General features: G+C 52.2%; 22 protein-coding genes. 13 read left to right on the top strand and 9 right to left on the bottom strand.

Annotation, left to right across the window (positions count from 1 at the left end; translation table 11 throughout):
- Window positions 1-3: 3 nt before the first annotated feature.
- On the bottom strand, window positions 4-1,482 hold the full coding sequence (locus PUT07_RS10075) for a spore germination protein (RefSeq protein WP_274467824.1): 1,479 nt from the start codon (window positions 1,480-1,482) through the stop codon (window positions 4-6).
- A gap of 195 nt (window positions 1,483-1,677) precedes the next feature.
- On the opposite strand from PUT07_RS10075, the gene PUT07_RS10080 reads away from it, so the two are divergent.
- The 3 genes from PUT07_RS10080 to PUT07_RS10090 all read left to right on the top strand — a co-directional run bounded on the left by PUT07_RS10080 (window position 1,678) and on the right by PUT07_RS10090 (window position 3,996).
- The gene (locus PUT07_RS10080) at window positions 1,678-2,409 is read left to right on the top strand and encodes a phytanoyl-CoA dioxygenase family protein (RefSeq protein ID WP_274467825.1); all 732 of its coding nucleotides are present in this window, start codon (window positions 1,678-1,680) and stop codon (window positions 2,407-2,409) included.
- A gap of 30 nt (window positions 2,410-2,439) precedes the next feature.
- A complete protein-coding gene (locus PUT07_RS10085; protein WP_274467826.1) occupies window positions 2,440-3,282 on the top strand; it encodes a helix-turn-helix domain-containing protein in 843 nt (280 codons plus the stop codon).
- 81 nt (window positions 3,283-3,363) lie between these two features.
- On the top strand, window positions 3,364-3,996 hold the full coding sequence (locus PUT07_RS10090) for an SGNH/GDSL hydrolase family protein (RefSeq protein WP_274467827.1): 633 nt from the start codon (window positions 3,364-3,366) through the stop codon (window positions 3,994-3,996).
- A 7-nt stretch (window positions 3,997-4,003) separates the two neighbouring features.
- Here the strand turns inward: PUT07_RS10090 and PUT07_RS10095 are convergent, their stop codons facing one another.
- Both PUT07_RS10095 and PUT07_RS10100 read right to left on the bottom strand, forming a co-directional pair.
- Complete coding sequence (locus PUT07_RS10095) at window positions 4,004-4,834, bottom strand: helix-turn-helix domain-containing protein (RefSeq protein ID WP_274467828.1); 831 nt, start codon at window positions 4,832-4,834, stop codon at window positions 4,004-4,006.
- Between the two features lie 82 nt (window positions 4,835-4,916).
- Complete coding sequence (locus PUT07_RS10100) at window positions 4,917-5,687, bottom strand: phytanoyl-CoA dioxygenase family protein (protein WP_274467829.1); 771 nt, start codon at window positions 5,685-5,687, stop codon at window positions 4,917-4,919.
- Between the two features lie 234 nt (window positions 5,688-5,921).
- Between PUT07_RS10100 and PUT07_RS10105 the strand changes: the two genes are divergently transcribed.
- Window positions 5,922-7,568: a putative bifunctional diguanylate cyclase/phosphodiesterase gene (locus PUT07_RS10105; RefSeq protein ID WP_274467830.1), complete on the top strand. Its 1,647-nt coding sequence runs from the start codon at window positions 5,922-5,924 to the stop codon at window positions 7,566-7,568.
- A 1,105-nt stretch (window positions 7,569-8,673) separates the two neighbouring features.
- Here PUT07_RS10105 and PUT07_RS10110 read toward each other — a convergent pair.
- A complete protein-coding gene (locus PUT07_RS10110; RefSeq protein WP_274467831.1) occupies window positions 8,674-9,435 on the bottom strand; it encodes a DeoR/GlpR family DNA-binding transcription regulator in 762 nt (253 codons plus the stop codon).
- 219 nt (window positions 9,436-9,654) lie between these two features.
- Here PUT07_RS10110 and PUT07_RS10115 point away from each other — a divergent pair, with 219 nt between their 5' ends.
- From PUT07_RS10115 to PUT07_RS10140, 6 genes are all read left to right on the top strand, one after another.
- Window positions 9,655-10,869, top strand: coding sequence for an MDR family MFS transporter (locus PUT07_RS10115; RefSeq protein ID WP_274467832.1), 1,215 nt, complete (start codon window positions 9,655-9,657; stop codon window positions 10,867-10,869).
- 163 nt (window positions 10,870-11,032) lie between these two features.
- Window positions 11,033-12,091 carry a Gfo/Idh/MocA family protein gene (locus tag PUT07_RS10120; protein WP_274469273.1) on the top strand — a complete coding sequence of 353 codons (1,059 nt, stop codon included), beginning with the start codon at window positions 11,033-11,035 and terminating at the stop codon, window positions 12,089-12,091.
- Window positions 12,092-12,120: 29 nt separating this feature from the next.
- Window positions 12,121-12,981, top strand: a complete 861-nt coding sequence (locus PUT07_RS10125; protein ID WP_274467833.1) for a sugar phosphate isomerase/epimerase family protein — start codon at window positions 12,121-12,123, stop codon at window positions 12,979-12,981.
- Between the two features lie 39 nt (window positions 12,982-13,020).
- Window positions 13,021-13,887: a sugar phosphate isomerase/epimerase family protein gene (locus PUT07_RS10130; RefSeq protein WP_274467834.1), complete on the top strand. Its 867-nt coding sequence runs from the start codon at window positions 13,021-13,023 to the stop codon at window positions 13,885-13,887.
- 418 nt (window positions 13,888-14,305) lie between these two features.
- A complete protein-coding gene (locus tag PUT07_RS10135) occupies window positions 14,306-14,488 on the top strand; it encodes a hypothetical protein (RefSeq protein WP_274467835.1) in 183 nt (60 codons plus the stop codon).
- 71 nt (window positions 14,489-14,559) lie between these two features.
- On the top strand, window positions 14,560-14,766 hold the full coding sequence (locus tag PUT07_RS10140) for a hypothetical protein (RefSeq protein ID WP_274467836.1): 207 nt from the start codon (window positions 14,560-14,562) through the stop codon (window positions 14,764-14,766).
- Window positions 14,767-14,826: 60 nt separating this feature from the next.
- Here PUT07_RS10140 and PUT07_RS10145 read toward each other — a convergent pair whose 3' ends face one another.
- The gene (locus tag PUT07_RS10145; protein WP_274467837.1) at window positions 14,827-15,414 is read right to left on the bottom strand and encodes a 50S ribosomal protein L25; all 588 of its coding nucleotides are present in this window, start codon (window positions 15,412-15,414) and stop codon (window positions 14,827-14,829) included.
- 163 nt (window positions 15,415-15,577) lie between these two features.
- Between PUT07_RS10145 and PUT07_RS10150 the strand changes: the two genes are divergently transcribed.
- Window positions 15,578-15,868: a hypothetical protein gene (locus PUT07_RS10150; RefSeq protein ID WP_274467838.1), complete on the top strand. Its 291-nt coding sequence runs from the start codon at window positions 15,578-15,580 to the stop codon at window positions 15,866-15,868.
- A gap of 47 nt (window positions 15,869-15,915) precedes the next feature.
- Here the strand turns inward: PUT07_RS10150 and PUT07_RS10155 are convergent, their stop codons facing one another.
- Entirely contained in the window at window positions 15,916-16,779 is an 864-nt protein-coding gene (locus PUT07_RS10155; protein WP_274467839.1) for an AraC family transcriptional regulator, read from the bottom strand.
- A 122-nt stretch (window positions 16,780-16,901) separates the two neighbouring features.
- Here PUT07_RS10155 and PUT07_RS10160 point away from each other — a divergent pair, with 122 nt between their 5' ends.
- A complete protein-coding gene (locus PUT07_RS10160) occupies window positions 16,902-20,054 on the top strand; it encodes a glycoside hydrolase family 2 TIM barrel-domain containing protein (RefSeq protein WP_274467840.1) in 3,153 nt (1,050 codons plus the stop codon).
- Between the two features lie 320 nt (window positions 20,055-20,374).
- On the opposite strand, the gene PUT07_RS10165 is transcribed toward PUT07_RS10160, so the two are convergent.
- Genes PUT07_RS10165 through PUT07_RS10175 form a run of 3 tightly spaced genes read right to left on the bottom strand, consistent with a single transcriptional unit; the run spans window position 20,375 to window position 22,990 of the window.
- Window positions 20,375-21,901 (bottom strand): MDR family MFS transporter, encoded by a 1,527-nt coding sequence (locus PUT07_RS10165; protein ID WP_274467841.1) that lies wholly within the window; start codon window positions 21,899-21,901, stop codon window positions 20,375-20,377.
- A gap of 26 nt (window positions 21,902-21,927) precedes the next feature.
- Window positions 21,928-22,644 (bottom strand): pentapeptide repeat-containing protein, encoded by a 717-nt coding sequence (locus PUT07_RS10170; protein WP_274467842.1) that lies wholly within the window; start codon window positions 22,642-22,644, stop codon window positions 21,928-21,930.
- Window positions 22,645-22,660: 16 nt separating this feature from the next.
- A complete protein-coding gene (locus PUT07_RS10175) occupies window positions 22,661-22,990 on the bottom strand; it encodes a PadR family transcriptional regulator (RefSeq protein ID WP_274469274.1) in 330 nt (109 codons plus the stop codon).
- Window positions 22,991-23,176: 186 nt separating this feature from the next.
- Here PUT07_RS10175 and PUT07_RS10180 point away from each other — a divergent pair, with 186 nt between their 5' ends.
- On the top strand, window positions 23,177-24,064 hold the full coding sequence (locus PUT07_RS10180; RefSeq protein WP_274467843.1) for an NAD(P)-dependent oxidoreductase: 888 nt from the start codon (window positions 23,177-23,179) through the stop codon (window positions 24,062-24,064).
- The last annotated feature ends 499 nt before the right edge of the window (window positions 24,065-24,563 follow it).

Genomic DNA, 24,563 nt, shown 5'->3' on the forward strand with positions numbered 1-24,563 from the left:
CGGTCATTCCTGTTCCCAATCGCTTTTCTTTTTGATCCGTTTCGGAATATAGCGCAGGATCGTTTCGGGCTTCAAATAAGAGGGCCGCATATTGGTAATTTCGTAGTTGGAACGTATGAAGCTGTCTCTCAGATCCTTAGGCCGCAGCGGATAGATCGGGACGGTATACGGGCTGCCCACCGATTTCAGTCTTGTGATATGAATCAAAATAAAACAAATTCCGAAGAACAAGCCGATGCTGCCCCAGAACGAGGCCAAAATGATGACCGGAAACCGCAAGAAGCGGATGGTGTTGGACATCTTGTAGATCGGAGTTGCGAACGAAGCCAAGGCGGACAGGGACACGATGATGATCAAAATATTGCTGCATAAAGCCGCTTCAACCGCTGCTTGTCCGACAATAATACCGCCGACGATACCGAGCGTCTGGCCGATCTTGGTGGGCAGCCGGGCTCCGGCCTCGCGGAGGAACTCGATCGTGATCTCTAGGAAGAGCACCTCCAGCACGGGCGGGAACGGCACATTTTGCCTGGAGAGAATCAACGGCGGAAGCAAGTCCTGCGGAATAACCTCGTAGTGAAACGTCGTGATCGCGACATACAAGGCTGAGGCGAACACCGAGAAGAGGACGCCGAGAATGCGGATTATCCGGAAAAAAGAGCCGAGCATCCAAGGCAAATAGTAGTCTTCCGGCGAGATGAAGAAATCGTACAGGGTGGATGGTCCTGTGATGAAATAAGGAGACCCGTCGCTGATCACGGCGACCTGGCCGGAGATCAGCGAATAGATCACCCGGTCTCTGCGTTCGGTGGAGACGAACAGCGGAAAAGGGGACCACGAATTGTCCGAAATGATCTGGTCGAGCTGCGATGTATCGAATACAACCTCAAAATCGAGCGTGCGCAGCCTGTCTTCAATGACAGCCACGTTATCTTGATTGGTTACGCCATCGATATATACGATCGCTACCCGGGAATTGGACATGCTGCCGAGACTCAACGTCTTCACAATCAGATTGGGAACGGCGATTTGACTGCGAATGAGGTGCAGGTTAATGTCCAAATCCTCGACGAAGCCGACCTTCGGACCGACTACGCTAAATTCGTTATCCGTGTCGTTGTTTTTGCGCAGCCCTTCTTTGCTTGTTAACGGAACCAAGGCGCAGAGCCCGCTATGCTCCGTCAACCTGACGATGGCGGACCCTTTGAACAGCATGCTCTGAATGTCTTGTATGCAATCCGTAATTTGAATGCCGTCGATCGTGAGGAGACGCTTAAGATCCTCTAAGTCGTGAATCTCCGCCGCGCAGCTCTCCATCGCGCGCAGCAGCTGCTCCTGCAGCAGTTTCTCATCGATCAACGTCTTGTAATAGCAAATGCTCAGCGGAGGCTGTGTGAATGAAACCGTACTGACGGTGAAGTCGCTGGACCGCTTGGCGAGCGCGAGGAGGTGTTCGATATCCTGGGCTTCCGTTTTCAGCATCGCGCATGTCATCCATTCATTCTTTTTGTTGGTATTTTTTTGTAAAGGCCCTTTTTTTATACATCGGCTCCCGGGAAACTTGCACTGGCAGATCTGAAGATACGCTAACTTCTAAGTAAGAAACGATAAGCTCTGCGGGTGCTCTGGAAGTATAGTAGACATGTAAGCATAAATAGTCTGGGGAGGCATAAGACGATGAGCGGATTGACGAATGAAGAGGTAGCATTTTATCGGAAGAACGGGTATTTGCTTCACCATAAGCCTTTATTTTCAGCGGACCAACTGGCGGAATTGACTGGTATTTTCGAGGATCAGCTTGCGCAGAAGGGCAGCAAACTGTCCGATGAGCTGGATACGCCGCATTTCCGCGATGAGAGGCTGCTGAAGTTTCTGCTATCGGATGAAGCCCTTGATTTGGTCGAGCCGCTTCTTGGAGCGAATATCGGGTTATGGTCGAGCCATTTCATCTGTAAGGATCCTTTCGTCGGCCGAGCGACGCCATGGCATGAGGATTCCGCTTATTGGAAGGGCCGTGTAGACCGGCTGGATAAAATTGTGACGATCTGGCTCGCGATTGACCCGAGCACGAAGGAGAACGGCTGCATGCAGGTGCTTCCGGGCACGCATGACAACGGGTTCTCGGAGTATGAGGCCGTGGACGGGACGAAAAATTTGTTCAGCACGCAAATTAAAAATTTGGATAAATCCGGAGCCGTCCATTTCGAGCTGGCGAGAGGCGAATGCTCGCTGCACGACGCACGGATTGCGCACGGGGCGGATGCCAATAAGAGTCCGTACCGCCGGTGCGGCTATACGATGCGTTATTTCGCAACGGATACGAAGGTATTTCCCGAGAAGAACCGCAATTTCAAGGTTTGGCTGGCCAGGGGCAAAGATCTGGCAGGAAATCAGTATGCCAATGTGTAAGTGAGTTAGAAAAAGAAAGGAGGAGGCTACATGCGCAGAAAAGTTCAGCCTCAGCGGTTAATGAACGACAAGTACATGCATCCGTCCGCATCCTTTCATATCTATTCTCAACAGGTAGACCGTCTGTGTGAGCTTCATTGGCATGAATTCTATGAGCTCTGCTTCGTTCTATCCGGACATGGGCGCAACGTCGTGAACGGTGTCTGTTATGAGCTGCATCCGGGCAGCTTGTTCCTGCTGACTCCGGCCGATTTCCACGAAATCGGTCCTCATGGTTCGGAGACGCTGCATCTATATAACCTCGTATTTTCCGACGAGCTGTTCAGCGAAGAGCTGAAAGCCGTGTTTTTTCAAGAAGCGGGAGCCTACTGGAATGCCGATATGACGGGATGTTATCCGGCTGTCGAGTCCGAGTTCCGGCTCATTTGGGAAGAATCGCAAGCCCTGAGCATCGGACACAAGCTGATCGTCAGAGGTGCATTGGAGCGCATTTTGCTGTATACGGCAAGACAGACGAGAACCGGCGGGGATAAAAAAAGAAACCCGCAGCACCCCGACGTGCACCGGGCTTTGCTCCATATTCATCATCATTTCCGGGAAACGATTTCCTTGGAAGAAGCGGCTAAGCATGCAGGGCTTGCGCCTAACTATTTCTCCCAGCTGTTCCGCCAAACGACCGGTATCCCGTTTCAAACGTATTTGCAGGATCTCCGGCTGAAATTCGCGAAGTCGCTGCTGATTTCCTCGGATTATCCGGTTACGGAAATATGCTATGCCTCAGGCTTTCATACGTTGACGCATTTCGAGCGGGTGTTCAAGCAGCGCTTCGGAGAGACGCCGAGAACGGTGCAGAAGGCGAGAAAACAAGGTTGATAGGGAAGGTAGGCTGTGCTATACTCTAGGCAACTTTTGGAAACAGAAGGGATCATGGGATTACAGGGGAGGAAGCATCGCATGTCAGCATGGATTAGTCAAGGAGACATCGTTTTATTTCAAGGGGACAGCATCACGGATGCAAACCGCAACCGCGATAACGGCAGTGATCTGGGCAGAGGCTATGCCTTGATGGCAGCAGGCCAGTTTGCGGCCAAATATCCGGAGAAGCAGGTTCAATTCCTGAACCGGGGAATTTCCGGCAACCGCGTCGTCGATTTGCAAAATCGTTGGGAGCAGGATTGCTTGAATTTGAAACCGAATGTCGTATCCATCTATATCGGAATTAACGACACTTGGAGACGATATGATCGCAATGACCCGACTTCAACGGAGAAGTTTCAAGCAGGCTACCGCGATATTTTGACGCAAACGGCAGAGACAGGCGCCAAGATCGTCATGATCGAGCCATTCGTGCTGCCCGTTCCGGAAGACCGCACAACGTGGAGAGAAGATCTGGATCCGAAAATTACCGTCGTACGTGAGCTGGCCAGAGAGTTCGGCGCTCGTCTTGTCAGCTTGGACGGTCTATTCGCCGCTGCTTCGACTCGAGCTGAAAGCGCATTCTGGGCGCCGGACGGCGTGCATCCGTCTCCTGCCGGACATGCTCTGATCGCCAAAGCTTGGCTGCAGGCTGTCGGGGCCATCGAATAAGGCTGGCTCATTCATTCAGCCACAGGCCATATTGCTGGCGATACTGCACGGGAGTGAGACCGGATTTGGCTTTGAACATCCGGGTGAAATAGTTGGCGTTGTCGACGCCAAGCTCATACGAAATTTGTGAGATAGGCTTCACGCTTGTAGCGAGAAGCCTTTTTGCTTGTTCAATTTTCAAGCTGTGAACGAAGTGCAGCGGTGCTTGTCCCGTCTGCTTGATGAACAGCTTGCGCAGATGCGAATCGCTGAGCTGCACCAGCTCGGCAAGTTCCCTGATTTCGGGCATGCGAGACGGATGGGAGAGCAAATAGTGAATAATCGTATGAATCCGGTTATCCATATGCGAATAAGGAGAGATCGGCTGCTCCGGCATCTCGCGGTTCATGAGCTCATACAGCATACGCAGGAGCGATGATTGCATCAGTAAGGAAACGAATGGGGACGTATCCCCGATATGCGTGACCATATCTTGGATTAAGGGCCCCAAGCTGTGCACGTTTTGATCGAAAACAACCGGCAAATTCAGCACATGCCCCCAGCTCCGGTTGCTGAGCAGCGCAATCTCCGCATCGAAATTAATGCTCGTTAGCGACAGCTCGCTGGATATGGCCCGGTAGCTGATATCCGTATGGGCCGGCAAAATGCAGAGCTGGTTTTCCTTGCACGTATACCGGATTTGATCGACCTCGAGCAGGAAGCTGCCCTTCTGCACGATCCAAAGCACCGAATGATGAAGCGTACGGTGGCTGGCCTGCCATTTGTAATCCAATTCATAGTGTTTGATATGCAGAAACCGGATGCTGAGCGAATCGATGATCAATTGATAGGAGTTCAAAGAACCAGCCACCTCGCTTTATATGGAATCGTTTGTGCTCATTGTAGCATGACCGTAAGTTGGATTGAAAGCGTTCTCGCGTCTAGTCTTGTGTTTGCGGAACGACGCCTCGGATCGCTTCATTGCGATTGAGACGGTCTTCTCCGTGTACCAGGTACGTGCGGATTCTGGACGTATCTCCACCCCATTCGTCCATCAGAAATTTCACTTCAGGCGTCGTATACCGCACCGAGAAGGCGACGCGCGGGATATTGGAGTTGTTTCTCTCCGAACCGTGGAACGTCGCTTCATTGAAGAAGGCGATTTGGCCGGGTGACATCTCCAGATCGACGGCTTTCGATTCATCGATCGCTTCCGCCGGCAAGCCTTCGGAGAACGCGCTTTGATCCGTTCCGGTATCGACATGCTCCACATGATCTCGGTGCGTTCCCGGAATGACGCGCAGACAACCGTTCTCACGAATCGACCAGCCCAGACTTACCCAAGCGGTAGCATTGATGGCGGGGTCCATCGGCCAGTAATTGATATCCTGATGCCAAGGGATGAACTTATCGTTATTCGGCTCTTTGTACCAGAAATGCATGGCCCACAGGACCAAATCCTCGCCGAGAATTTGTTTCATGGCTGCGACAATGCTCGGGTGCGTGGCAAGTTCGTAAGCCCAGCGATGGCGTTGATGCCATGCGGATAAATTCACTTTGGTCGGCCCCGGTTCGAATTTGGACTGCTGAATGACCTCGAAGAAACGGTTATAGTACATATCGGCTTCCTGAAGAGATAGCCCTTGAATCGGGCCGCTGTAGCCCTCCTCGCGGAATTGTTCGATGGAAAAGGCGCTTCCTTTGGTAATCATACATATAACCTCCCGTAGGATATGATTTGGATTCGTTGAATTACCTTCATTGTAAAACGCAGCCAGCGGAATGATAAGTGATGAAAACGATCAAGAGTAGCACAAAACGATCATTGGAAGACGGGGGATGAACGGGAGCTGCACGTATGTAGAAAAAGGGAGGACTTTGTAAAGAATTGGCGAATAGTATACGTTGCAAACATAAGGATGTTGTTAACGTTAAGGGGTCGGCAGATGAAAAAGACACTAGATATTGAGTTACTCCTGCACATGCTGGATGATATAGAGGATTCGATTTATGTGATGAGCGTGGATGGTTCCGATTTACGATACTTTTATGTCAATCGTGCGGCGTCCAGATTTAGCGGCGTTACGATGGAAGAAGCCGGGCGGACATTTTTTGAAGCGAACACCAGCCAAATGGCGAACTATTTATATAAAAAATATAAGCGAGCTGTCGATGAACGGCGAAGAATTCGATACGAGGATGGCGTCGTATTGCCTAACGGCCTGCTTAGCGGGGAAAGCATTCTGACGCCGATCTTTGGCGAGGACGGCCAAGTCCGGTTCATTTTCTCGGTGACCAGGGATATTACGGAACGTAAGAAGCACGAAAATTTGTTGTATGAATACGCCTATCACGACGAGCTGAGCAAACTGGTTAACCGCCGGTATTTGATGGAGCATGTATCGGGAGCTTCTGCCCTGTATTTGTTGGATTTGGACTATTTCAAAAATATTAACGATATGTTCGGTCACGATGTAGGCGATACCGTGCTGATCCAAGTCGCGGACCGGCTTACGGAACAATTCGGAGAGCCCTACACGCTTGTACGGCTGGGCGGAGACGAATTCATCGTGGTGGAGCAGCGCAATTCTGGCACCGTGGAAGATACGGCCGAACGAATCATTCGGCTGTTTCACGAGCCGTTTAGCGTGAATGACCGGTCTTTGAAGCTTAGCGCCAGCATCGGCGTGTCCCGGCGCACCGAGAATGAAACACTGCAGACGCTGTTGAAGCAAGCGGATATCGCCTTATATAAGGCGAAGAGCGCGGGCAGGAGAAGGTTCCACATTTACGAAGCCGCTTACAAATACGATCATGTCGAAAATTTCATCCATGAGTTGGCGCTCTCTCAAGCTATCGAGAAAGAGGAGCTGCATCTGCAATATCAGCTCATCTGCCATCCGGGGCGCCGGGAGGTTATCGGTGCGGAAGCGCTGCTGAGGTGGAACTGCGGGAAGCAGGGGTTCATTCAGCCGAATCGGTTTATTCCGGTAGCGGAGGATACGGGCTTAATCGTGGAGATCGGCTACTGGGTCATCCGGCAAGCTTGCAAGGATTGGCACCGGCTAATGAAGGCGTACGGTCCGGCGTTCAAAGTGTCGGTCAATATATCCAGGGTGCAATTGAATGAACCGGATTTTGGAAGCCGGGTGATGCGCATTACAGCCGAGGAGGGCGTGACTCCCCAGTCGGTGGAGCTGGAAATTACGGAGAGCGCCACCGTTCACTCCATGCAGGACGTGAAAATGACGCTGCGCGAGCTGCGGGCGCACGGCTTTACGATTGCGCTGGACGATTTCGGCACCGGCTATTCGTCGCTAAGCATGCTAACCTTGCTGCCGATCGATAAATTGAAAATCGACCGATCCTTCATCGCCGACGGCAATGTGCCGTTGATTACGGCGATCCTGGCGATGGCACAAGCGCTCAACCTGCTCGTCATTGCGGAGGGCATTGAGACGGAGGAGCAGTGTGCGATGCTGCAGGAATTGAACTGCTGGGGGCTGCAGGGCTATTACTTCAATAAGCCGGTTGATTGGGGAGACCTGCCTGCGCCGGGGGATTTGTTCGGGAAGGTGCAGGTGGGTAATTGAAGGAAGGTGCCGAGGGGGGGCTGTGTGTGGGATGAGTCGGCCCCTACGCACCTGCGCCGCGTGTCCAAAGGAGAGGCCGTCTGTTGGTGACGACAACAAGCATTCCGGTGAGTCACGCAGCAATCCTGGCTTATCTGGCAACGTGATGCGCCAAGGGATGATGTCATGTCCTCCTGACGGCGAATAACAGGAAATACTCCCGCCAGGTACATACCGATCGCGTTATGTTGGATGCATAACAGGAAAAACTCCCGCTAATCACTCAGCAATCGCGTTATTTGAGCTGCATAACTGGAAATAGTCCCGTTATTTCACACGAAAAGCTCGCTATGCGAGGGAATGACGGCAAATTAACGGGAGAATTTCCAGTAATGCCGTCTCCATCGCTCAAAAATGCTGGGAATAACAGGAGATATTCCTGTTATTCGGAGACGGCAGCTCCCTCGCCCCGGCTTTCTCGAACATTCCTTCATGCGCCCTCCTAACCTAGCTGCTGCAAGTTACTCTCGGCGAACAACAGGAAAACTCCCGCCAGGCACATAGCGATCGCGTTATGTTGGATGCATAACAGGAAAAACTCCCGCTAATCGCTTCCCGATCGCGTTATATTGGCTGCATAACAGGAAATAGTCCCGTTATTTCGCACGAAAAGCTCGCAAGGCGAGGGAATGACGGCAAATTAACGGGAGAATTTCCAGTAATGCCGTCTCCATCGCTCAAAAATGCTGGGAATAACAGGAGAAATTCCTGTTATTCAGAGACGGCAGCCCCCTCGCCCTCGGCTTTCACGAACGTTCCTTCATGCGTCCTCCTACCTAGCTGCTGCAAATCATTCCTCTCGGCGAACAACAGGAAAAACTTCCGCCAGGCACATATCGATCGCGTTATGTTGGATGCATAACAATCACATACCGATCGTGTTATATGGGATGCACAACAGGAAAAACTCCCGCTAATCACTCAGCAATCGCGTTATATTAGATGCATAACAGGGCATACTCCCGTTATTTCGCACGAAAAGCCCGCTAAGCGAGGAATGCCGGCAAATTGAATAAATCATCTGCCAGTGGATGAGCTTAGCGGCTTTTGGATTCGGGTGAAGATCCTATGTCGCCCGCTGCACCTCGAGTCCGCGCTCGGTGTATCTGGCGACAACCTCGTCGTCCGTCTGCGCATCGGTGATCAAAAGGTCGATCTCCTTCAACGAGGCGAAGGAGACAAGCGCGGTCTGATCGAATTTGGTGTGGTCGGTCAACAAAATCGTTTTCTTGGAGGCGCGGATCATTCGTTTCTTCAGCTCGGCCTCGTCCCGGTGAAACACGGAAATGCCGCGCTCCGCGTCGATCCCTGTGCAGCCCAGGAAAGCGATGTCCACATTCAACTCATCCACCATCTGGATAGCGCTTGGCCCAATGATGGTATAGGTGCCTTTGCGGCGGTATCCGCCTAACAGGCATAGCTCGATCTGCTGGCAATCCGCCAGTACCGAGGCGATCTTCGTGTCGTTCGTAATGACCGTCAAGGTCCTGTGGACGATCAGCTTGGCAAGCTCCAGCGTTGTTGAACCGCCGTCAAGCAGAAGGATTTGGCCGTCTTCAATCCACCGGCAGGCGCTTGCCGCGATCTGCTCTTTCTCCGCTTGCTGGCGGACCCGCCGCTTGTGAATGGGCAGCAGCGAGCTCGAGCTTTCGACCAGGACCGCGCCGCCATGCACTCTTTTCAGGATGCCGGAGGCTTCCAGCTTCTCCAGATCCTCGCGAATCGTTTTCTCCGTGACTTGATACGCTTTGCTAAGCTCGGAAACCTTAATGGAACCGGTTTGGTTCAGCAATTCGATCATTTTGGAATGTCTTACTTCGGGTAACATTCGGTCACCGGCCTTTCTATATGGTTCACCGTATGATGGGCTATGTGCATGAATGTTTGTTATGGTTTGGTTGGTTCGATCAGTGAGATGAGTATATCAAAAAAAACAACAACAATATACCCAAGCCCATATAAAGAAAGTCCATAGGCAGCCCCGGCCGAATCCGTTATGTTGGTGAGATGTGAGAAAACACATCGAAGAAGGAAACGGGGAAAAGTAATGATACAACCATTGAAAAAGCTAACATCTATCAAGCTGCCCTTCTGGGTTATGTTCTTGAATACGTTCAGCATGGCGGTGGGGTTCTACATGATGATTCCGCTGCTTGCCTCGTATTTGCTGCACGATCTGCTGCTTAGCGTCACTGTTGTCGGCGTCATTTCGGCGATTCGCAGCTTAAGCCAGCAGGGGCTTTCAGCCCTCTGCGGCACGCTAGCCGACCGGCTTGGCTACAAGCGAACGATTCTGATCGGCTTATTCATCCGTACGTTCGGGTTCGGTATGTTCGGCTTCGTCGATCAGGTGCCGGGTCTCATCCTCGCCTGTTTCTTCTCAGGCCTTGGCGCGGCGCTGTTTCAACCGGCCAGCTATGCGTACTACGCGGCACTCTCCACACCGCAGAACCGGATAACGGTCTATGCGATCCGCGAGATGCTCAGTAACATGGGATTTGTTGTAGGTCCGGTCGCAGGGGCTCTTCTGATGGGATTCCATTTCAAATATGTCAGTCTGACGGCGACGCTGATCTTCGTGTTCTCGTTCTTCTTGAGCTTGATTTTGCTGCCGCAGATTCGCAACGAACATATGAAGGATCAGGATGCGCGCATGTGGCCGCAGATGAGAAGCGTGCTGCTTAACGGGGATTTCCGCCGCTTCATGGTATACACGATGATCTCCTGGTCGCTCGTCGCACAGCTCTATATCGCGGTACCGCTAAGCGTGAATCGCATCGATCCCGGCGCCAACATCGGGCTGATCTACTCCTGCGGCGCTATCGTGATGGTGCTGCTGCAGGTGCCCCTTGCCAAGCTGGGGCAAGCCAAAATGCAGCCCTTCGGCGTATTGTCGCTGGCTACTCTGCTGCTGGCGTCGGGCCTATTCGCGATCGGAATGACAGGCTCCATGATCGGGATCTATGCGGGAGTGATTGCGTTCATGATCGGGCAAGTGTTCCTGCAGCCGATGATGAATGCGATGGTGTCCGAATATGCCGGCAGCGGGAGCATCGCCAGTTATTTTGGCTTCAACAGTCTGGCGTTATCGATCGGAGCCATGCTCGGCAATGTCGGCGGCGGCTATTTGTACGATATGGGCGCGGCGTCCGGACGGGGAGCGCTGCCTTGGGTCAGCTTTTTGCTGCTCGGTCTCATGAATATCCTGTTTATGCTTAGAGAGCAGGGACGGCGGTCACACGCCAAAGCGATGCAAATGTAGCCAAATCGGGGACTTCTTTCGGAACATGTATCCGGTGGGAAGTTCTCTTTCATTTTGAACAAATAGTCCATGCACTTGCTCATCCTATGCATTCTACCTAAGGATAAAGCATGCTATTCTGAGTTTTATAAGACAACAAGGGAGGATATTTTCCGCTATGAGCATGAACAAGTCGAACATCGGTGTCATCGGTGCAGGATCCATTTCCGATCTGCATCTGCAGTCCTATGCCAATCAGGCTAACGCCAAATTGTATGCAATCTGTGATCTTAATCGTACGAGAGCGGAAGAGAAGGCTGCCAAGTATGGAATCGAACACATCTATACGAGTTATGAAGAGCTGCTCGCGAACCCGGAGATTGATGCGGTCAGCATTTGTACATGGAATAATACGCACGCTGAGATCAGTATTGCGGCCTTGCGTGCTGGCAAACATGTGCTGGTCGAGAAGCCGCTATGCAAAACAGTGGAGGAAGCGCAGCGCATCCAGGATGCCGTCCGTGAAACTGGCAAAACGCTGCAGGTCGGCTTCGTCCGCCGCTATGACGCCAATGCTCAGCTCGTGAAGCAATTCATCGATAAAGATAATTTGGGAGAAATCTACTATGCCAAAGCGTCCTGTCTTCGCCGGCTGGGCAACCCTGGCGGCTGGTTCGCAGACACGGAGCGTTCCGGCGGCGGACCTTTGATCGATATCGGGGTTCACGTCATTGATTTATGCTGGTACATGATGGGCCGTCCAAAGCCAGTTTCGGTTAGCGGCAATACATATAATAAGCTCGGCAATCGCGCGAATGTGCGCAATTTGTCCTTCTACAAAGCAGCCGACTACGACGTTGCTCATAATACGGTGGAAGATATGGCGAATGCTTTGATTCGTTTCGAGAACGGGGCTTCGCTGCTTGTCGACGTCAGCTTCACGCTCCATGCCAAGAAGGATGAGATCGCGGTCAAGCTTTACGGGGACAAAGGCGGCGTGGAGATTGAGCCGGAGCTTGTTTTCGTCACGGAAATGCATGACACGATCCTGAACGTTTCACCGCAAACGGATGCCAAAACGATCAATGTTCCGCAAGCTTTCCAAAATGAAATCAACCATTTCATCGATTGCATCCAGAACGGTAAAGAGCCGATATCTCCGGTAGAGGACGGCCTGAACATGATGAAGATGCTGTGCGGCATCTATGAGTCGGCGGCCAAAGGTCAGGAAATCCAACTGTAGTCCAGTAGAAGAAGCATGGAGGAGCTCTTATGAAACTTGGAGTTAGCACATATAGTTTGTTTCAAGCGCTGAAGTCCGGAGAGATGGACATCATGGGCGTTATCGATTGGATCGCAGATCAAGGCGGCGAGCACGTGGAGATCGTGCCGCTGGGCTATGACCTGCCGGGCAATTTCGAGCTCGCAGACCGCATCCGCCAGAAGGCGGAGTCCCGCGGAATCGAAGTGTCCAACTATGCGATCGGCGCGAATTTCTTGACGGATACGGAGGAAGCCTACCGCAAGGAAATCGAGCGGGTCAAAGGCGAGGTTGAGCTGGCGGCCAGACTCGGCGTGAAGAAAATGCGCCATGACGTCGCGTCGAGCCCGGACCGTTCCATCGCCAATTTCAACCGGGAGCTGGAACGGATGGCGGAAGCGTGCCGGCAAATTGCCGACTATGCGTCGGCATACGGGATTACGACCAGCGTTGAGAATCATGGTTACTTCGTTCAGCACAGCGACAGGGTGCAGGCGCTTATCCAAGCGGTAGACCGTCCGAACTTCCGGACAACCCTCGATGTGGGCAATTTCATGTGCGCCGATGAGAACTCGGTCGCCGCTGTGAAGAACAATATCAGCTTCGCGTCTATGGTCCATGTGAAAGACTTCTACTTGCGCCCGGCGCATCTGAATCCTGGTCAAGGCTGGTTTCCGACGCTGCAGGGCAACTATTTGCGCGGCGCGATCGTCGGACATGGGGACATTGATATGAGAGCTGTGCTTAAGGTTATCAAGGAGTCCGGTTACGACGGTTACATTTCCTTAGAATTCGAAGGAATGGAAGAGTGTAAGACAGGAACGTCGATCGGCTTGCAAAATTTCAGAAGACTATGGGAAGATATGGAATAGATTCATATATAACGATGTGAAAGGTGATGACGAAGCGGGATGAATCCAATTGGAATCATGGTCGACAGTCTCCGTCTCGGGGTACGGGACGGTTTGAAGAAGGCGAAGGAGCTTGGCGCTGACGGCGTTCAAATTTACGCGGTCTCCGGTGAAATGGATCCGGCGAATCTGTCCCCTGCCGCTCGCAAAGAGCTTAAAGCGTATATTGAGTCGCTTGGACTTGAAATTTCTGCGCTTTGCGGCGATTTGGGCGGTCATGGCTTCCAAGATGCGACGGTCAACGCGGCCAAAATCGAGAAGTCAAAGCGCATTCTGGACCTAGCCGTTGAGCTGGGCACGAAGGTCGTGACGACTCATATCGGTGTCGTTCCCGAAAGGCAAGACGATCCGATCTATGAGACGATGCACCGGGCTTGCGAAGAGCTGGGCGTGTATGCCAAGAGCTTGGATGCTTACTTCGCTATCGAAACGGGACCGGAAACTGCGGCCCATTTGAAAAGCTTCTTGGACAGCTTGTCGACGAACGGCGTTTCCGTGAACTTCGATCCGGCCAACATGGTGATGGTAACGGGCGACGACCCTGTGCAAGGCGTCATTACGCTGAAAGACTATATCGTCCATACCCATGTGAAGGACGGCGTTCGCCTGCGTCAAGCGGATCCGCGCGAAATCTATGGCTCATTAGGCTATAAGCCGATGAGTCACGAAGCCATTGCCGAGGCGGCGACATCGGGAGCGTACTACCGCGAGCTGGCGCTTGGCGAAGGAAATGTAGATTTTACGCGTTATTTCCAGGCGCTGCGGGATATCGGCTACAAAGGTTATCTAACGATCGAGCGTGAGGTCGGGGAGCAGCCGGAACAGGATATCGCCAAAGCGATTGCATTTATCCGTAACTATCAATAATAAGGGAGGCCCGGGGATACGCATGTGTCCTTGGGCTTTTTTCGTTATGCCGGTGAGGCGGCCGCCAGTCAAAAATCCGGCAAATCGTCTTCGCCTTGAGCGAGCTGCCACCCTGTCACCCGTGAATCACCCCTTACCGCAAATCTGTATGATTTTTCGAATAGACTTAGCAGAAGGAAGGCGGAAATGCTGAAATATAAGCTATTTTTCGAATAGAAAGTTCGTTTTTTTCCTCAAAATGAGAATTGTATATGAATTTTCATATAGATTGGAGCGGGTGCTCGGAGAGTGTCATATTAATCCCACAAATTGGATCTCATTACTTATCGATCTTACGGTCTGAAATGTTATGTAAACTCCGAAGTGTATACGGTGTCAAGTCAAAACAACATACTGCATCATATAGGGGTCGTACATATTGCACAAGCTAAAGGCAATTCAAAGTAAACTAGAGAAAATGATGTGGTTTGCACCGGTGATCATCATTGGTATCGGCGTTATTCCCAACGTTGCGGGCAGTATTTGGTGGGATGTGATCGGAGGGCTTCTGTTCCTGTCCGTCCTGATTATTTGCGGCATAGGGTGGCATCGAGATGATTAAAAAATAATTAATCTATTTATAATAAAAATTTAATGTTTCTGCTCTATCATAGATCTAAGGGAGTGATAGAGATGCAATCTTCTTACTTCGATCAATGGTTGGATGAATACAATGACTATATGCGCCTCTATGAGCTGTTTGGCGATCGGGAGTATCTCGATGAAGCCGCGGAAATTCTTCATAGTTTGCAAGTTATTGTGGCTAGAGCGGAACAACACAAAATTATCGTATCCCAAATCATGAGCAACCAGATGCATGCGTTTGGCAAAGTCTCATAGTTTCATAGCATATAAACAGAAAGACTCTCACGCACCTCGCGGAGAGTCTGTTTCTCATATTTATTCGGCGTCGGCCTCGGACTGGCCGGCATCGGATGCGGCTTCCTCCTGCTTCTGACTGCCGAGGACGGTGACCAGTACGGTGTCTGGATCCGAGAGGATCTCTACCTGCTTCGGAACGTTCAGATCAGCGACGGTAAGATGCTCGCCGATACCGAGCGCGCTTATATCCAAAGCGATATAGTCCGGCAGCTTGCTGGGCATGCAGCGGATCATCACTTCGTGCGATTCGACTTGGAGAATGCCGCCTTCCTTGACTCCCCGGGCTTCCCCGGTCAAATGAACGGCAACGACAGTGTCCAGTTTTTCTTTCATATCGATCTGCAGAAAGTCTACATGCAGCAGTTGTCCGGTTAATGTATCCTTCTGTACGTGATGGATGATTACGGATTCCTTAGCTTTGGACGGCAAGGCCACCTTCAGAATGGCATGCGGGTTACGCTTCAATGAAGCGCGAATCTCTTTCTCCGGGACGGTGACATGTTCCGATTCCATACGAGCGCTGTAAACGACAGCCGGAATGTGTCCCTGCGCCCGCAGTTGCTTGACAGGCCCTGTTCGTTCAAATAGTTCAATCGTTGTACTCATGCATTGCACCTCCGTAGCGTGATCAGAGCATTAATTAGCCCTGCTAGTTTGTACCCGCTAAATAAGAGAGTGAAACAGGAAAAGATAGGAAGTGTTTCATTCGGTTTGGGCTTCTTTATATTGGCGATCGCGAGTAAAATAGAGGACAAGGAGGGTGATTAGGATGCGTACACGCCAAAGCTTCATTGATTCCGACCAACAAATTTCGTTGGAGTTCCGAGAGGATCATTTGACCGTACTGCGATTGCACGGTGAAACAACGATCTACCCTTTCAAAAATATCACGCTCGCTGCCGAGCTCATATCGGAATATCCGGGGAACCACGTGGAACTTACAGTTGTTGATTTCAATACGGGTGCAACCGATTTCAAATTTTCTTCCAGCCGGCAAGATTTCGAGTGCTTTGTTCAAAAGCTGATCGAGGTTCACCATGCATTCGTTTCGAACCCTTAGCGGCTGCTCAGCTAGAATCAATTATGAAGGATAGGCGAGTTTCTCGTCTATCCTTTTTCGATTTGATTTTTGTTATACTGCGTGCGGAAAACCTCAGGAGTCAGGCCGACGGATTTCCTGAATGTGGAGATGAAATGCGAGGCGCTCTGAAACCCGGTCGTTTCGGCAATTTGCTTGACCGTTCGCTCCGTACCGGTAATGAGCAGCTCTTTGGACTTCTGAAGCCTCAGCTGCAGCAGGTATTGATAGGGTGAGAGGCCGAACGCTTTGCGAAACAGCGTGTTGACATGCTGCGGACTCACCTCCAAGACGTCCGACATCCACGTGAGGCCGACGTCGGGGGAGGCAAAGTGCTGCTCCAATTGGAAGAGCAGCGGCAGCAGACGCTCATGGCTTTGGGAGAAGGAGGCGCTTTTGTTGACGTTTCCGTGCTTTTTGAGCGTAGTCAGGAATTGGTAGACTTCAAGCGAGCCGTTCATGCCGGTGAAATCGTAGCTGTACCGGTATTTGTCATAATAGTAGTCATGAATCGTTGCAAGGGGCGTGTCGGCGCCCCAGGAGATTGGCACGGACAGCGGAATCTCCAGCGCGTAGACAATCGAAGCGGCAAGTGCGCCGTCGAACGTCAAGTACCAGGTGGACCATTTTGCCGCGGGAACCTTGTATTCATGCGGCACGCCTGCGGGCAGCAGCATGCCTTGATTTTCCCCCAGTTTGATGGAGCCGCTGTCCAGGATGATTTCCCCGCTGCCGTGGATCGTTTGGAGCCAGTGAAAACACGGGTAGCCTTCCTCCCGCTTATAGTAGAGCTGCTGGTTCTCGAATCCGACCGTATCAAGGATCAGCGGCAGCTTGCGGTCCGTCTCGGTGACGACGAAAAATTTGCGGTAATCGAGGGTCTCTATGGTCATGTCATCTCTTTCATTTTTTGATATGCCAGGCGTATTATCTTATATTTTAAAAGAAATTATTGTCCTGTACAATAAATGCATGTTGATAAAAATTATACTCAGCGAAATGAGGTCAGCTGCCCATGGCTAAGAAATTCGTCTATACTCCGCCTGTCAATGGATACCCGGAGTGGAATAATAATCCCCAAATCTATCAATTGAACCGGCTGGAAGCGCATGCAACCTTGATGCCTTACCGCACGGAGGCTGAAGCGCTTGCCGGCGTACGCGAAGCATCCGATTCCTTCCAATCGCTTAATGGAACTTGGAAGTTTCATTTTGCGGATAATGCCGAGGGGCGGCCGCAAGCGTTTTATAAGAACGATTACGATTGCAGCGGATGGTCCGATATTGCCGTGCCTTCGCATTGGCAGCTGCAGGGGTTTGATTTTCCGCAGTATACGAACATTATTTACCCATGGGTAGGACATGAGGATGTGAAGCCGCCATTCGCGCCTGTGACATACAATCCTGTCGGATCGTATGTCCGCAGCTTCACTGTCCCGGCTTCCTGGGCAGACCAGCCTGTCTACATTTCCTTTCAAGGGGTGGAGTCTGCCTTCTACGTATGGGTGAACGGCGACCTGGTCGGCTTCAGCCAAGACTCCTTCACACCGGCGGAATTCGATATTACTCCGTATTTGGTTGCAGGCGAGAACAGACTCGCGGTTGAAGTATACCGGTGGAGCGATGCAAGCTGGCTGGAGGATCAGGATTTCTGGCGGTTGAGCGGTATTTTCCGCGATGTTTACCTGTACAGTACGCCGATAACGCATATCGCGGATTTCAAAGTAACGACAGAGCTGGATGAAGCGTTCCTGAACGCGGAGCTGCGGATTGAAGCCAAGGTAACGAATTATGACGGCCTAGGCACTGGGAACAGGCGGGTAGAAGCTGTCTTATACGACCGGGCAAATCAAGCGGCATGGGCTGTGCCCGTATCGGCTGAGATCCAAGTCGGCGGCTCGGCCGAACAGCGGGTAGAGCTCTCCGTTCCTGTTGAGCGGCCTGCCCTGTGGAGCGCGGAGAAACCTAATCTGTATACGCTTGTGCTCAGCTTAAAGGACGATAGCGGCAATCTGCTGGAGACGGAAAGCTGCAAGATCGGCTTCCGCCGATTCGAAATACATGACGGCTTGATGAAAATCAACGGCCAGCGAATCGTTTTCAAAGGCGTAAACCGTCACGAATTCGATACCGATCGTGGGCGCTCTGTCGATGAGGCGAGCATGGTGTCCGATATTTTGCTGATGAAACAATATAATATTAACGCGGTTCGTACTTCGCATTATCCGAACCATGTACGCTGGTATGAGCTATGCGACGAGTACGGCTTATACGTGATTGACGAAACGAATTTGGAGACGCATGGTTCATGGAGCTACGCGCAGGAAGAAGAAGGCGACACGGTGCCGGGAAGCAAGCCCGAATGGACGGGCGCTGTGCTCGACCGGGCGAATTCAATGATGCAGCGGGATAAGAATCATCCGTCGATCGTCATCTGGTCCTTGGGGAACGAATCGTGGGGCGGCGACAATTTTATTCAAATGCACGATTTCCTGCGCGAGGCCGATCCGACCCGGGTCGTTCACTACGAAGGTGTATTCCACTGCCGCGCCTCGGAAGCCGCTTCCGATGTGGAGAGCCAGATGTACACCAAGATCGAGCAGGTTGAGGCTTATGCCAGGAACAAGCCGAAGAAACCGTTCATCCTGTGTGAGTACAGTCATGCCATGGGGAATTCATGCGGCAATCTGTTCAAGTATTGGGAGCTGTTCGACCAATATCCGGTGCTGCAGGGCGGCTTCATCTGGGATTGGATCGATCAATCCATTCGGACCACGACACCTGAAGGCGTACCTTATCAGGCATATGGCGGCGATTTCGGCGATGCGCCGAACGACGGTAATTTCTGCGGCAACGGTCTGATTTTCGCTGACAGATCCGTTTCTCCGAAGCTTCATGAAGTGAAGAAATGCTATCAGAACGTGAAGTTTGCTCCGGTTGATTTGGCCAAAGGGCAGATTGCGGTGACGAATCAATTCCTGTTCACGGACTTGAGCGAGTTTGATTGGGTTTGGACCGTTGCACGTAACGGCATCGCTGCAGGTAAGGCGAAGCGCGCTCAGTTCGCCGTGAAGCCAGGGGAGACCGTCACCATTGAACTGGCTGTGGATGAACTGCAGCTGCAAGCGGATTTCCCCAGAGACGAGTTCATCATGACGGTTTCGCTCCAGCTGCGGGAGGCTGCAGCCTGGGCGGAGCAAGGCCATGAAATCGCATGGGAGCAATTCCTGCTGCCGGTTAGCCCGGCATGGGCAGGAACCGTCGATTCCATCGCGCAAGCGGAATCGGCCGCAACCGTTTCCGAGCTGGAAGCCGTGCAAATCGCATCGTCGGCAGATGCGGTTATGCTGCAAGGCAGCTCCTTCTCGTTGAAATTCAGCAAGGCAACGGGAGATATAACGTCTTATGAGTACGAAGGCAGCGAGCGGTTCGTAACGGGTCCGGCACCCAATTTCTGGCGCGCGTATACGGATAACGACCGCGGCAACCAGCACCATATTCGGTGTGCGCCATGGCGGGAAGCCGGCAGCGGCAGGAAGCTGCAGCAGCTGTGGGCGAAGCCGGCTGCGGACGGCAGAGCGGAGGTTCGGGTCGCGTACGAGCTGGCCACCGTCCCTGTCTCCTCCGCGACATTGGCGTACACCGTGTCTCCGGACGGCGAAGTGGAGGTGCGGATGGAGCTCGTGCCAGGTGCGCAATTGCCGGAAATTCCGGAGATCGGCGTCATGTTCGAGTTGGACCGTTCCTTCCAGCAGCTGAGCTGGTACGGCCGCGGACCGCATGAAAACTATTGGGACCGGGCAACCGGCGCCAAGTTGGCGCTGCACAGCGGCACGGTCGAGGAGCAATTCGTTCCTTACTTGCGGCCGCAGGAATGCGGCAACAAGACGGATGTGCGCTGGGCGACGCTCACGAATGCGGATGGCCGCGGCATTCGCATCACGGGGCTGCCAACGGTCGAGCTGAATGCACTGCCGTATTCACCGGCGGAATTGGAAGCGCACGACCATACGTATAAGCTGCCTGTCAGCGACAAAGTCGTGCTGAGGGTCAATTACAAGCAGATGGGCGTCGGCGGCGACGACAGCTGGGGAGCTAGAACGCATCCGGAGTTTACGCTGTATGCGAACCGGACTTATGCCTATACGTTTGCGTTTAGAGGCATATAAGAAAGAGAGGATGTCCCGTTAGGGGCATCCTCTTTGCTTTGGTGGGGCAGCCGCGGTTGCGCGAGCCGGTCACGAAATTCTAACGGTCACCAGTGCCGTTATTTGGGCAAGTACAAGCCTGTTCCGAATCCTAATGGACACAGGGGATCCTATTTGGCGATTACGGAGGCGCAATCGCGTGGAAAAGATAGAATAACGGCACGTGTGACCGTTAGCAATCACAAGCAGCCCCCCCATCCGCCGAATAAGGGCTGCTGTGTCCGTTAGCCGCCCGCGGCGGCGTTGCGCTGCGCATAAGCCGAATAGCCGCTCACGCCGCCTCAATGCGAGACCGCGCCGTGCTCTTGCGTCGGATCGAGCTTCTCCTTACTCATCGCAATGGCGCATGCGAAGGCGATAACCGCGGGTACAACGGTCCAAGCGAAGGTAAGCACGATCGAGGACGATAACGCGCTTGAGATCTTCTCCAGAATCGGCCCGGGAATATCGTAACGCTTCGCAGGATCGAGAAGCGTATGCGGATCGCTGGCGGCGATCCCGGCCGGCATCTCGCCTTGACCGGCGAAAGCATCCGTCAGCTTTCTCGTGAAAGCATGGCTCTGGATGATTCCGAACACGGTAATCCCCAGCGTCATGCCTAATGAGCGCAGGAAGTTCAGCGTTGAGGAAGCCGAGCCGCGCTGTCTGGCATCGAAGAGATGGATGGCGGCATTGCTCAGCACGGAGAACGAAGCGCCGATGCCGAGGCCCACCACGATCATATAAATCGTAACCAGCCAGCGCGGTGTTTCCGGCGATAACGTCGTCAGCAGCGCGACGCCGCCGACCAGAATGAGCGTGGTCGGGATCATGATGGCGCGGTAGCTGACCTTGGTCATCAGGAACCCTCCGCCTGTCGCCGTCACAACGGAGCCGAGCATCATCGGCAGCAGAACGAGTCCGGAATTGGTTGCGGAGCCGCCTAACACGCCTTGAATGTAGATCGGGATATAGACGGAAGCCGTGATGAACGCTGCGCCGCTAAAAATGGCGACGGCGTTGCTCGAAGCATATAGTCGGTTAGCGAACATGGAGAACGATATGATCGGCTCCTCGGCACGCCGTTCGACGAAGATGAAGATGACGGCCAGCACGGCAAACAAACCGAAAAGACCGAGTATGACGGATGAATCCCAAGCATATTTTTTACCGCCAAGCTCAAGCGCGAACATCAGGGATACGATAGCGCCGACGAGTGTAATGGCGCCCCACCAGTCGATTTTTTGCTTCGAATGCTCGACGGATTCCCGGTAAAAGAATGCGATAAATATAAAGGCAATCAAACCGAGCGGCAGGTTAATGTAGAAAACCCATTTCCAATTGATATAGTCGGTAATATAAGCGCCTAGCAGCGGCCCGAAAATACTCGACATCCCGAACACAGCGCCGAACAATCCGCCGAGCTTGCCGCGGCTCTCCAAGGGCACGGCATCGAACATAATCGTAAAAGCGATGGGAACCAGCGCGCCGCCGCCGATCCCTTGGATCGCGCGATAAATGCTGAGTTCGATAATGGAATTGGCCGTACCGCACAGGATCGAGCCGAGCATGAAGACGATGATCCCGAATATGAAGAAGCGCTTGCGCCCGTACATATCGGACAATTTGCCGAATATCGGCATCCCGGCCATCTCAGCCACCATATAAGCGGAGGTGACCCATACGAATTTATCCAGTCCGCCAAGCTCTCCGACGATCGTGCCCATCGCCGTTGCGACGATCGTATTATCCATCGCCGCCATCAAAATGCCAAGCAGCAGTCCGGCGATGACGATGCCTAGTCCTTTGTTTTTATTTTGCGCTGACATAAGGGTGAAATTCCCCGCTTTCCCGTTTAAATGATCGTAACTTGACTCAGGTTCGCTTTTAAACCTTTGAGCAGAGCGTAGGTGCCTTTATCCATCCTGGCTCCGTCGAAAATCGTTTTCTTCACATCCGTTTTGAATGAACAGTTGCGAAAGGTGGCATTGCGGAAAGATGTGCCTTTTAACCCCGTATAATGAAACGTTGTTCCAGTAAATGTTAGGTTATCCATACATACATCAGATAACTCGGAAGAGCCGAAGTCGGTCTGATCCAAAATCGCTTGGCGGAACGAAGCGCCCCGGAGACTGGACTTCTGAATTTTGGCTTTGGTCAAATTAGCTCCGTCGAAAATGACGCCGTCCAGATTGCTGCATTTGAACGAGGCATTCGTCAAATCCGAACGGCTGAAGTCCGAGCCCTGCATGTTGCTGTAGTTGAATTTACCGTCATGCACCTGAACGGATCTTAGGTCGGATTTTTGCAAATTTTGCTTGGAGAAATCGAGTCCGATGATTTGCTGCAGCTTGGTCGTATTGACATGAATGGTCTCAATCAACTCGGAGATTTCGCCGATGGAGGCGATCGTCCGGTTGAATGCGGCTTCTTCGTCGAAGCCCTCCTTCTGCAGATCGAGCAGTCTTTCCTGCAGATCTTGGGACAGCTCTTCTTTCAGCTCCCTGATCGGCTTCAAATCTTCGTAATGAGAGAACACATCATCCAAGTATGCGCTAAGACGAGGATTCATAAGGTTTCCGCCTTTCTTAAATGAGGATGTCGAGGATGCTCTTGGCATGCTCCCAATTCCGTTTGTTCGTATGATAGGTCTGATGGCCTTTATCGGTGATCCGGTAATATTTCCTTCTGCCGCCTTGCGTCTCATCTCCCCAATAAGAGGTAATGTTGTCTTCCTGTTCCAGCCTCTTGAGACTGGAGTACATCGTGGCTTCTTTAAGTTCATATTCGCCGCCGGAATTGACGTGCACGAGCTTTGAAATTTCGTAGCCATATTTATCGCCTGATTGCAGCAGCTTAAGAATAATGGTGTCGGTATGTCCGCGAATGAGATCGGACGTTATTTTTAAATCCGCAATGACCCTCACCTCCTGATTTACACTTTATAACAAGATACTATGTCTGTCAAGGTAGCTTAGCGGAGAGAATACTCCTTTATTGACCGTACCCCCGTAGGATGTTAAGTTAATGAATGAGAGATACATCGATATTTGGGAATGAATAGATATGACTTGAGTTTGTAATCAGGAAAGGTGGAAGTCAAGATGGCGATTCAACCCGGACAAACGGCCGTAGGCCTTGTTGGGACAGGGGTTATGGGCAAAAGCATGGCAGGTCATTGGATGAAAGCAGGGTACCAGGTCCACTTATATAACCGGACCAAAGCGAAGGCGCAGGAGCTGCTCGATCAAGGCGCTCAGTGGCACGACACACCTGGCGAATTAGCCCGGCATTGCGACGTGATCGTTACGATGGTCGGTTTCCCCAGCGATGTCGAAGAGGTTTATTGCGGCGAGAAGGGAATCTTGGAACAGGCCAAACAGGGCAGTTATTTGATTGACATGACGACATCTTCCCCTAATCTTGCCAAACGGATTGAAACAGAAGCACGTGAGCGGGGGCTCTTCTCGTTGGATGCGCCGGTTTCCGGCGGAGACGTAGGGGCCAGGGAAGCCAGACTGTCCATTATGGTTGGCGGTTCGCGCGATGCTTTCGATGCTGTGCTCGGGCTGCTGGAGAAGGTCGGCACGAATATCGTGTACCAAGGTGAAGCGGGTGCCGGACAGCATACCAAAATGTGCAATCAGATTGCTATCGCCAGTAATATGATGGGTGTCGTAGAGGCGCTGGTTTATGCGGAGAAGTCGGGACTTGACCCGTTGACGGTTCTTAAGAGCATTGAAACGGGCGCTGCAGGCAGCTGGTCGCTCAGCAATTTGGCGCCGCGGATTATTGCGGGAAACTTTGCACCGGGCTTTTATGTGAAGCATTTTATTAAAGATATGAAAATAGCGCTGGAAGCCGCCGATGAAATGGGAGCGGTTCTGCCTGGACTCGCTCTGGCGAAATCGCTATACGAGAAGCTGGCTGCCAGCGGGGAGGAAGACAGCGGTACGCAGGCTTTGTATAAAATCATCAGCCAACTCCGATAGATAGGAGGCCTCTTATGAGCATCGTCACGGCGCGGCGACGAGCTTGTGATGGAGGCGTGCGGCCTTAAGGAGCAGCTGCTGACGCTGAAAGCGGAGCAGGTGATGCCCGCGAGATGTGCCCCCCAGCTGCGCTAACGGACTGGGGAGCGCTTATTCAATGAAAAAAGGCTTCTGTGAATAGGTAACGGTCACCGGAGCCTTTATTTGCTTCTTTTGGACCTCATTTGGGCTGGAAGATGCCCAATAAGGTCGCTGGCGTCCGTTAGCGATGAAACCTATCGCTTTCCGCGAATATAACGGCTGCTGTGTCTGTTAGATCGATTGCTTCTTGCTCCTGCCGGGCGGATGGCGGACAATGCGGGATACCATGTACCTGCAAGTCGATTCCAATGGCCGTCTGACCATCATATCGAGACAGGTTCGCGAATACATATAAGTTAAGCATAAGCAAGCTGTCATATCCTATCCTGCCGGCGATGTGAGGAGAAACTGGCGCATT

The organism is Paenibacillus sp. MAHUQ-63 (assembly GCF_028765165.1).
In the GTDB taxonomy this organism is placed as follows: Bacteria; Bacillota; Bacilli; order Paenibacillales; family NBRC-103111; genus Paenibacillus_E.

What these genes read in the sequence shown, in the direction of transcription:
- PUT07_RS10075 (WP_274467824.1), bottom strand. Translation starts at nt 1,482, where the DNA reads ATGCTGAAAACGGAAGCCCAGGATATCGAACACCTCCTCGCGCTCGCC.
- PUT07_RS10080 (WP_274467825.1), top strand. Translation starts at nt 1,678, where the DNA reads ATGAGCGGATTGACGAATGAAGAGGTAGCATTTTATCGGAAGAACGGG.
- PUT07_RS10085 (WP_274467826.1), top strand. Translation starts at nt 2,440, where the DNA reads ATGCGCAGAAAAGTTCAGCCTCAGCGGTTAATGAACGACAAGTACATG.
- PUT07_RS10090 (WP_274467827.1), top strand. Translation starts at nt 3,364, where the DNA reads ATGTCAGCATGGATTAGTCAAGGAGACATCGTTTTATTTCAAGGGGAC.
- PUT07_RS10100 (WP_274467829.1), bottom strand. Translation starts at nt 5,687, where the DNA reads ATGATTACCAAAGGAAGCGCCTTTTCCATCGAACAATTCCGCGAGGAG.
- PUT07_RS10105 (WP_274467830.1), top strand. Translation starts at nt 5,922, where the DNA reads ATGAAAAAGACACTAGATATTGAGTTACTCCTGCACATGCTGGATGAT.
- PUT07_RS10110 (WP_274467831.1), bottom strand. Translation starts at nt 9,435, where the DNA reads ATGTTACCCGAAGTAAGACATTCCAAAATGATCGAATTGCTGAACCAA.
- PUT07_RS10115 (WP_274467832.1), top strand. Translation starts at nt 9,655, where the DNA reads ATGATACAACCATTGAAAAAGCTAACATCTATCAAGCTGCCCTTCTGG.
- PUT07_RS10120 (WP_274469273.1), top strand. Translation starts at nt 11,033, where the DNA reads ATGAACAAGTCGAACATCGGTGTCATCGGTGCAGGATCCATTTCCGAT.
- PUT07_RS10125 (WP_274467833.1), top strand. Translation starts at nt 12,121, where the DNA reads ATGAAACTTGGAGTTAGCACATATAGTTTGTTTCAAGCGCTGAAGTCC.
- PUT07_RS10130 (WP_274467834.1), top strand. Translation starts at nt 13,021, where the DNA reads ATGAATCCAATTGGAATCATGGTCGACAGTCTCCGTCTCGGGGTACGG.
- PUT07_RS10140 (WP_274467836.1), top strand. Translation starts at nt 14,560, where the DNA reads ATGCAATCTTCTTACTTCGATCAATGGTTGGATGAATACAATGACTAT.
- PUT07_RS10145 (WP_274467837.1), bottom strand. Translation starts at nt 15,414, where the DNA reads ATGAGTACAACGATTGAACTATTTGAACGAACAGGGCCTGTCAAGCAA.
- PUT07_RS10150 (WP_274467838.1), top strand. Translation starts at nt 15,578, where the DNA reads ATGCGTACACGCCAAAGCTTCATTGATTCCGACCAACAAATTTCGTTG.
- PUT07_RS10155 (WP_274467839.1), bottom strand. Translation starts at nt 16,779, where the DNA reads ATGACCATAGAGACCCTCGATTACCGCAAATTTTTCGTCGTCACCGAG.
- PUT07_RS10160 (WP_274467840.1), top strand. Translation starts at nt 16,902, where the DNA reads ATGGCTAAGAAATTCGTCTATACTCCGCCTGTCAATGGATACCCGGAG.
- PUT07_RS10165 (WP_274467841.1), bottom strand. Translation starts at nt 21,901, where the DNA reads ATGTCAGCGCAAAATAAAAACAAAGGACTAGGCATCGTCATCGCCGGA.
- PUT07_RS10170 (WP_274467842.1), bottom strand. Translation starts at nt 22,644, where the DNA reads ATGAATCCTCGTCTTAGCGCATACTTGGATGATGTGTTCTCTCATTAC.
- PUT07_RS10180 (WP_274467843.1), top strand. Translation starts at nt 23,177, where the DNA reads ATGGCGATTCAACCCGGACAAACGGCCGTAGGCCTTGTTGGGACAGGG.